Annotated in this window: 11 protein-coding genes; all 11 read right to left on the minus strand. The window is 34.5% G+C overall.

What is annotated here, in order from left to right; translation table 11 throughout:
• Window positions 1-62 precede the first annotated feature (62 nt).
• Entirely contained in the window at window positions 63-428 is a 366-nt protein-coding gene (locus tag KS419_RS20505) for an HIT family protein (RefSeq protein WP_217068450.1), read from the minus strand.
• Between the two features lie 47 nt (window positions 429-475).
• Complete coding sequence (locus tag KS419_RS20510; protein ID WP_217068453.1) at window positions 476-1,207, minus strand: restriction endonuclease; 732 nt, start codon at window positions 1,205-1,207, stop codon at window positions 476-478.
• Window positions 1,208-1,557: 350 nt separating this feature from the next.
• Window positions 1,558-1,923: a hypothetical protein gene (locus tag KS419_RS20515; RefSeq protein WP_217068455.1), complete on the minus strand. Its 366-nt coding sequence runs from the start codon at window positions 1,921-1,923 to the stop codon at window positions 1,558-1,560.
• 629 nt (window positions 1,924-2,552) lie between these two features.
• Entirely contained in the window at window positions 2,553-3,407 is an 855-nt protein-coding gene (locus KS419_RS20520; RefSeq protein ID WP_217068457.1) for a DNA adenine methylase, read from the minus strand.
• Window positions 3,408-3,442: 35 nt separating this feature from the next.
• Window positions 3,443-5,011, minus strand: coding sequence for a hypothetical protein (locus KS419_RS20525; RefSeq protein ID WP_217068459.1), 1,569 nt, complete (start codon window positions 5,009-5,011; stop codon window positions 3,443-3,445).
• A 351-nt stretch (window positions 5,012-5,362) separates the two neighbouring features.
• Window positions 5,363-5,716, minus strand: a complete 354-nt coding sequence (locus tag KS419_RS20530; protein WP_217068462.1) for a hypothetical protein — start codon at window positions 5,714-5,716, stop codon at window positions 5,363-5,365.
• Window positions 5,717-6,019: 303 nt separating this feature from the next.
• Window positions 6,020-6,673, minus strand: coding sequence for a hypothetical protein (locus KS419_RS20535; RefSeq protein ID WP_217068463.1), 654 nt, complete (start codon window positions 6,671-6,673; stop codon window positions 6,020-6,022).
• Window positions 6,674-6,765: 92 nt separating this feature from the next.
• A complete protein-coding gene (locus tag KS419_RS20540; protein WP_217068464.1) occupies window positions 6,766-7,161 on the minus strand; it encodes a hypothetical protein in 396 nt (131 codons plus the stop codon).
• Between the two features lie 219 nt (window positions 7,162-7,380).
• Window positions 7,381-8,283: a hypothetical protein gene (locus KS419_RS20545; protein ID WP_217068467.1), complete on the minus strand. Its 903-nt coding sequence runs from the start codon at window positions 8,281-8,283 to the stop codon at window positions 7,381-7,383.
• Window positions 8,284-8,298: 15 nt separating this feature from the next.
• Window positions 8,299-8,529 (minus strand): hypothetical protein, encoded by a 231-nt coding sequence (locus tag KS419_RS20550; protein WP_217068469.1) that lies wholly within the window; start codon window positions 8,527-8,529, stop codon window positions 8,299-8,301.
• Between the two features lie 244 nt (window positions 8,530-8,773).
• A partial coding sequence (locus tag KS419_RS20555; RefSeq protein WP_217065473.1) for a zinc ribbon domain-containing protein occupies window positions 8,774-8,988 on the minus strand: 215 nt, incomplete at its 5' end.

An 8,988-nucleotide genomic window follows, 5' to 3' on the forward strand; every position in this document is an offset into this window, starting at 1 on the left:
AGAAAAAGAAGGAGGTTGTTCCTAGAAAAAAAGCCCTAGAAAGAGCTTTCTCTTCATAAGGGCTAGTATTTTTGCTTTTCTGGAATTACGCCTCGAACCCCACCTCTAGGGTCATTCATATCACCGTTATATCTTGGGATGAGGTGAACATGGACATGGAAGACCGTTTGTCCAGCTGCTTCACCAGCATTTATCCCAATATTATAGCCATCAGGTTGATACTTTTCATCTAATAATCTCTTACCTTCTTCAAGTAGTTCATTGAAAGCTTCCCGTTCCTCAAGGGATGTATCAAAGAAATTACTAACATGACGTTTAGGGATGATAAGAAGGTGACCTTTGTTAACTGGGTATTTGTCAAAAATGGCGAGAGCAAGGTTATTTTCTAACGCAACATCCAATCCATCATTATTACAAAATACACACATATATAATTGATTCCTCCTGATACATTTTACATTTTATTACAAAACTCTTATGTAATTGATTCTAAATCCTGTGTATATCTACACTTCGGGAAACTGCTACATCCGTAGAAATCTCCTCTTTTCCCTTTGCGGATCATGAGTTCCGATCCACAACGTTTGCATAATTCTTTCAATTCTGTGGAATTTGTTAGGTTCACAAGGTTACTGGGGACATCTCCCTGAAGTTCTGAAACCATACCTAGTAATTCATCTCTTTCGATTAATCTAACTTTATTAGACCTAGCCAGCTCAATCGCCGCTCCTGTAAATTCATTATTAGTTACAACCCAAGCTTCTGAAGCATTGTAATAAGCAACCGCTGAAACTGCCTCTTGAACAGCTTTTATTCCTACTCGACTATTATACCTTTTGGCTTGTACTATAATCTTTTTATTATCTTTGATAAGGACAAGATCTGCTCCGTAATCACCGGTAGTTTTTGTCTCTTTAACCTTATAGTCCTTTTTTTGAAAAAATAATTTTAAATAATATTCAAATTGCACACCAGACATTTTATCTATATCTTGGATTTTCGACCGCTTTATTTTTTTGGTATATTTAATTTTACGATAAATCAGAAAAATTATTGATAAAACTAAACCGAATCCTGCTAAAACTAATGAGTAAGACAAAGATTTGGTAATCATAAACGAAATTAAAAACACTCCAAAACTAGATAATTTCAATACTGTGTCTATAAATTCATCTTCCCTTTTTGCTGCACTCTTTCGTCTGGCCAAAATATCCCACTCCCATTCCTCTTTGTAATTCTATGATTATATTGCATTCATTCGACACAATCGGCGCCGAACCTGCTATTGATTGTAAAACATGCAATATATCCCCATATCAAAGCACTTAGAATCTAGCACTTTATTACTTATTCCATAGAAATCAAAGGCCTATATTTGTAGTTGTATACTTTTGCACAGAGTTTGTAAAAGGTACTGACCCCCAGTCCGGTAATACTTTATTGTACCGGGGGTCAGTACTCAGGTATATCTTTTATCTTTTATCTCTTAAATAATCTCTATAGTAATCTCTGGTATTGTTCGTTCGTTTTGAAACATTAAGCTTACGTTTTGTTCACTTAGAGAGCTATTCTCTTCCCTTGAATTTTCTTTTCTTTTGGTTCTTTTTTCAGAATTTCCGACACATCCAATTTATATCCTTTCAAATAATAACCAATAGCGATAAGATCAGCCTGAAGTTTGACAATGTCCACACGGTATTGCTTTGTATGATCCCATTTGAAGCGTGGGTTGTCTCTCTCCAGTATCCAACCTCGCTTCGTTAATTTTTTCAAATGCTCTCTCATCGTCTTCCGCGAAATGGTCATCATGCACTCCTCCGCAAGCTCATCTGCTGTTTTGTAGATCCATCCTCTCAACGGCTCCAGGTCAATTCCGTTCCCTCTCTTACACTCTTCTTCGATAAACTGATCAAAATCCCTCACATACTGCTCCAATAAAGCAGTTGGTTTAACACAATCGCCAGCTTATAGTCCCCTGTTAACACAACGAACTCCTCTTTAGTGACAACACGTTTCCAATTCTCCACAACGAAACACATCCTTTTGTGATTAATGTCCCTCACTATTTAAGTAGAACTTTTTTGCCAAAAAGGGTGTTACAATTTTGTGAATTTTACTTTTTAGTCCATGAAAAGCTATACACTTCACGAAATTGCCACACTATGAAACTTTCTACCTAAAGAATGTATGGGTAATCCAGGATGGCGCAGTATTTCGATAAACTATGATTGGCTTGGTCACAGAAGTAGGCAAAAAACTTTCCGTTATACAGATTTTAATAAATTGGGAGATGGATTTTGAAAAAGGATGGTAATCTTTTATACTGCAGTTCTTTCTTTACTAAAAAAGAAGCCACAAATGAATGTAGCCTCTTCAGTAAGAGTAAATTTTTCCTTAACTAACCCTACAAATTATCCAAGTGATATTATCTATATTTTACATTTCCACATAAAAGGGGCAATACTAATTAACCACACCTAATATAAAGAGTGGATTCTTTTATTATTTGTTAAATAATTTGGCAATTTTAATTGTTTAATAAAATACAATCATCACCCGAATAAATTTAAATAATGATTGGGGCGAGATGTGTTGGTGTTAACAGAGAAAAACATGTATTCTACTCCTTTTGTTTTCTCTTGTGCGCTATAATTAAGGTAATACTCTACGGAATTTAATTCTGAATATAAAGCCTTTATTTCAGTTGAATGATCATAAGTGACAATCCAAAAATAATCTTGAAGATTATTAATGATTGTTTCTGCTAATTCTCTATGATCCTCATGAGAATAAAAATTTGTATACAGTGATGGGCCCTTATCATAATAAGGTGGATCAAAAAAAGTAAATGATTGTTCTTCACCAATTATCACATTTCCAATGAAATCAAGAGCATTTTGGTTATATACGTCTATTCTATCTTGCTTAGACGCTATTAGTCTTATTTTTTTTATCAATTTATCTTTATTAAAGCGACAATCAAGTTTATATTTCCCATCTTGATTTTTGCCTCCTATTACACCCCCCTTGATAATTCCAGACCTATTAACCCTATTAAGAAACAAAGTAGAAAATCCTAAGTCAATTAAATCAGATGATTGTTTATCAATTTGTATTTTTTTTTGTTTTTCTCGTTCTTCGATAGTGATAGATGTATTGTTTATCCTGCTAATTAATTCTTCAGAGTTATAAATAACGGAGTGCCAAAAAGCATAAATTGAACGATCGAAATCATTTATAATAACCCTTTCTACATCATCATTAATTAATAAACTAATTCCAACTGCCGCTCCACCAGCAAAGGGCTCAATATAACTAGTACACTGATTAGTTTCAATGATCGATTTAATATAATTGTATGTTTTAAATTTGCCACCTGGATAACGTAGTGGCGATGGATTTATCATATTTATCACTCCTGGCCTAATTCTATATTTTATCACTAAAGTTGACCAGTAATTTCTGCTAAAAGATAATCAAGTGTTTTAACTATTGAAGAAATCTTTTGCCAAGCTTCTAATATTTCTTTGGGGTCAGGATAATCGCCGCCTGAGTGAATATAAAAATTAATTATCTGGATTGTAGAAGTTTTGTTATTTTCAGTAAAAGTCACATGAATTAGGTTATAAGTTTCTGGGAATCGTTCTAATGTTATTTTTAAATGATTATAAATATCGTCATATAGTAATTCACGTAGTTTTTTTGTTCTTTTTTCTCTATTTGGATTAATATTTTTCATTTTTGAACTATTAGATCTATTTAATGCGGCAAAATGATCAATATAATCATTAACGTATGTTTCAAGGAAACTTCGGATCAAAAATATTGAAGCAATAGGATACTCTTTATAATTGATATTTCCCAGTTCCTTAACAGTTTGGTTAATTTTCTTATTTGTACGGTACTTATTCTTAAATGGAAAAGCTTTTAATAGATTATCATATTCGTGAGGTTCTTTTCTAGGTCGACCTAGATTAATATTTTGTTGTTTTTCTTTATCATTTATATCGCTATGCATTTTTGCTTCTATGCTAGGAATATCATCTTGTATTACTTCTTTAAAGCCGCTTTCTCTTGAATTACTTTCTTTTGATCCTTGGTTATCCCTACTGGTTTTGAATAGGCTTGTCTGTTTATGTTTAGTTTGATTATGTTTATTGTTGGATTTCGTTTCATTAGATGTTTGATTCTCGACCGTTTTAAAGACATTTTTTATCGTACCAATTTTACTGTCGTCAAACATTTCATTTAGCAAGTGATTATCAATAAAATCTAATCTGTCCTTTTTATAGTAAAAATCATTAACTTTAAAATTCCCCTCGATTAACTCACGTACAATATAGTAAAACTTTTTAAACCCTTGATCAGAAGAAAATATCATAGAAGGTTCATTTTTATTTATATCCAAATCTAATGCTTCCCTCATGTTTGGATCTGCAAGAATTCTCTCGATTGTTGATGTATTAAATTTTTTTTGAGATGGAAACATCTGAGTTAACTTTTCTAATAGATAGACACTAAATGGATTTTTATCAAACCGAATTATACTTTCTCGATCCCACCCGATTCTACCAGCCCCGTCGTTTTCTCCCGTATGTTTTAGTTTAATAAAATGATCTCTCGTTTCAACATCATCAAAAATCACACAATCAACCATACTAATTGTATCATATGCATATTTTTCTTTAATTTTTATGACCTTTGAGATGAACTTGTCTCTATCTCTAGTAAATTGAGGTGTAACACCTGGATCATTTAAGATTTTAATTGCAGTAGTCCTTCTGTTACCCTCATTTGAAACATATATTTCTAAATTCTCATCATAAGAAACAATTAAACTGTCACTAGGATCTAATCCATACCTTGCTATATCCTCAATTAACGTTAGAATTTTGCTTCCATCATTAATTATAAGGTCCATTTCCATTATTTCATCTTCTTGTGGGTCAAATCTAGGGTTTAGGACATTAACTAGAATATCATCAATATTTATTGATTTTCGAGTAACCACAATAATCCTCCTTATAGTTAATATTTGCATTTGATTTTAGCTGTTAAATTTATTAGCTGAAAGGTCTGCCTTTCTCTAATAGGTAGTCTTCATGGAAGAAATACTAAAAAAAGATAGTGCATAATATAAGACCTCCTGAATTACTAAGAATGGGAAGCATGATAATCAAAACGGATATTGTAACATCATTAACACTGAATAACCGAATAATTGTTACCGCAGTGATTAGTAAAACAGCTATGGATATAACGATTGTAAAATTCGAGTCCACTATAGAACCAAGGACCATGAATAAATGCACTTATTTTGTTTTACGCATTATTAATATAATAAAAGTTTGTATGCCTACCCTTACAGACTATCTTTTTCTCTCCTAGCCTCATGCTGCGTTTTCCACTTGTTAGGCTCCTTACTGCCGACTTTTCTAGGTAGTTTTCCGAAATATAGATCCTTTGTACCCGATAAATAATAATCGAAGGGAAACTCTACTCCGGCAAGAAGATTATCAAAATACACTAGACGTTCTGCTACTCCGTTTCCTTTAATATTTCTGTCAGAAAGAAGTGGAACAGTTTTCATCATCTGCCTGGCAAATTCGATTGTAAGTCTTTGTGTCTCCTTAGGATTTTCTCCTTCGATAAAATCGCGGTATTCAACCATGTGGTCTATAAAAACCTGATTCTGGTCATCTGAATAACTTTTCATTACAACTCTCCTTTAGAACAATTTGTTGTTGGCAGTGGATTGAATTCATACTTCAACTAATAAGGGTTACCCTTTTTAAAAATCTACAGTTTCTGTTTCCTCCACCTATGAATATGAGAACCAGGGTATTGTAAGTAGCTTGCAGGAAGTTCGACTTTACACTTCTCTGCTGCCATTTCCATCGCTTTACCTTGACTGTAACCTCTGTCTATTAGTTGTAGTACTTGTTTTTTAAAGATTTCATCGGGAGTATATGTTGAAGTTATCGATATAGGTTCTTGGGGACTTTTGTCCGAATAGGAATCATCTACGTTTTTTTTTCATAAACTTCCCAAAACTCCATAATGCTTCATCAACTTGTTTGATATGTTGAATATCATCTAGTCCATCTTTGTTGGGAACACCTTCTACGAATTCTTTGAAAAAGGCTTGATAGGATTGATAATTTTCTAGTGTAAGGGTTCTAGCATCTTTGTTTAAATCTTCTGCGAGAAAAGTTCTTTTTGCTCTTTCCACATGTTGATCATATAAGGGATAAACTTTGGGGTTTAAAATATGGAGCACAAAAGATGGTATTACGATTGCTTGATTTGTCCATAGTGGAAAACGGTTCCCTCTTAGAGCTTCAATCTGTGATAAATCAAAGTTTGTAAGTTTTATAATGTTTTGAGCCCACTTAATAAAATCTCGAGATTCTATAACATTTTTATCATTATTCGCACAATATGTATTCTCTCTTGGATTCTTCAGAGAGTACTTAACTCCTTCCAACTCAAAGGTTCCGGTGCTATCTTCCACTACTTTTCCATCTTTCCAATGCAGTAAACCAATAACGCATCTGGATAATTCTTTTGAAGTACTAGCGTTTTGAATTTTTTTTAAGCAATCATGATAGAATTTCTTTGAGTACTTCCTAGAATCATATTTTCCCCGCCATGCATCCACAAAGTTATGCATTGAACTCCCTCGCTCTCATTAACTTAAATTTCCAATTATGATTATAGTATACTATTATTCAAGGTAATCTTGGAATGCTGTTTACAACTTACCTATTTACTCCTGAAAGTATATCCGAATTTATTTAGTACCGGCATCCGTTCAAATGGTTTTGTACCGCCTCTCAAATATTTATTAATCATAAAATCCTGGCTCTTCCTCATTCCATTTTCGAGTTCAAGGGAAAATGTAAATGCAATGGTAAAATCAAAAGCACCTTCATCATCTTTTTCCACTTCCACAAAACTAAAGGCCGGAACCTTGCCAAGATCGCGTTTGTGGATAGAGGTTTGCACAACCTCATCATCAAATGTTGCAAACCCACCTGTTTCATAAGACAGCCTCTCTATATAATCCTCTGTATTGTTTACAAAATACACCGTATACCAAAAACCATGCGGATCTTCAGGTCTGTCTCTGCATACAGCTAAAAAATAAGGTTGGTCCATCATTACATCCCCTTTCATATACTTAGAGATTCGTTCTGTAGGCGTCTAGAACTTCTCGCTATAAATCACGTAAGGAATTGGTTGTTTCGTGGTGTCCTTCCCCAGTTTCCTTACTCTATTTATTCTTGAAAATCACAATCAAAACCATTGCCCAACGCCTTGCACGGAACCACGCTCTCGCTTCCTCTTTTTGGCATTAAATTCTCCCCCTCCCCATTTTTACAGTGGCAAATCTTCCGTGTCTTCAAAGAGCAAGCGTTCTTTATAAAAATTTTGCAACCCTGCTTTTTGTGAACCGGTTAACTCCGTCGAAGCAAGACAAACATCCAAACATTCTTCCCATGTTAACCATGCGATACGTTTTGTCAGCTCCTCTAATTTACCGTGGTTTTCTTTACTTTCATACCAATCATACAGTCGTGGAATATCGAGGGCGATTGCCATTGGATCCCTTTGATATTGTTCCATTTTGAAGTAATAGAATCGGTCTCCGGGAAACTCTTTATAACGGTTAGGGGTAACGAGGACAAAGTAAAAGTCCTCCACCTTATTTTTCACCGCCTCCAGGCCGACATCAATGCAACGGGCAATTTGATTTCGGCTTGTGCAATGAGTGGTGTCATGGGAAATATCTGAGGTGAACTTGCATTCGAAAAAAACGTTCTTTGAATTTGTGGTCAGGACAGCATCAAAATTAGTTGGCCCTTCTATGGGCTTATCGTGGTGACTAATTGTCCTAGCATAATGTACAGGATGTTTACTAGCTTCAGATTGCAAGGATTGCAGGATTGCTTCGGTTGGTGAAACAGCTTTTTCTAGCTTTAGTTCCATGGGTTCTGTTGTGTTGGACCATTGATCAAGGAAGTGGGATGATAGTAGGTGGTTCCAGGAAGTGTTTGCCCCTAAGTGTATTGCGGCAAATGTTAATAGCGTCAAAATAGTTTCATCCTTTTGGATTTGAAGTGGGTGTCTTACAAGGGAAGTAGATTTCGGTAATCCATTCGGATTTGAGGTGTCAAAATCTTGTTGATTGTTAAGCAACTTTTCAATATTAGCCATTCTTTTCTGTTGATCTCGGGAGTAAAGGGAAGCCAAATAATCCTTTTCAAATATCAAATTCATCACATCACTACCTTTCTACTGGTATAAGGTAATATTCTGCAATCTAGTTTCCAATTTCCTTTTGTTATGGAAAAATCGTTTTTCCCTCCATAGTATAGCGGTTTGATTTGTCAGCTGGTTGTCAGCAAACACATGTTTCCCAACAAAAATTTTATCTAACAGTACACAATAAAAACTGGCATTTAATTTTTCAATCTCATGTTTGTTTATTAAAATATCGCTTAAATACCTGATTGGATATCCCATTAACAATCCCCCCTATTCAATACTCTTTATTCATTAATTATATTTTAATTCATCCCCTCTTTATAGCCAAGATACTTCTCTTCCATCCATTCTTGAACTACTCACCACTTAACACCCTTTCGGGTTGTTAGAAGTGGGAGATTCTTGGGAATAGAGCGTACTTGTTAGCGTATTTCTTTGCCAACAGAGGTTTCTCTTATTGACCAAGCTATCCCCGTAGATTCCTACGGTTCTATTTTTTTGTTTAAGCCAAAACTAAGGTTCTTAAACCTTCGGCTAGGATATTTTTGCTGGCATTTATATCTCTATCGTGATGTTCGTTGCAAACAGGACAAGTCCAATCCCTTATTTCAAGAGATTTCTTGCCATCTTGATGTCCACAATCGGAACATATTTGACTAGACGGAAACCATCTGCTTATTTTCACGATTGTTTTACCATACCATTTCGCTTTGTATT

This window comes from Evansella tamaricis (assembly GCF_019042215.1).
Lineage (GTDB): Bacteria > Bacillota > Bacilli > Bacillales > Salisediminibacteriaceae > Evansella > Evansella tamaricis.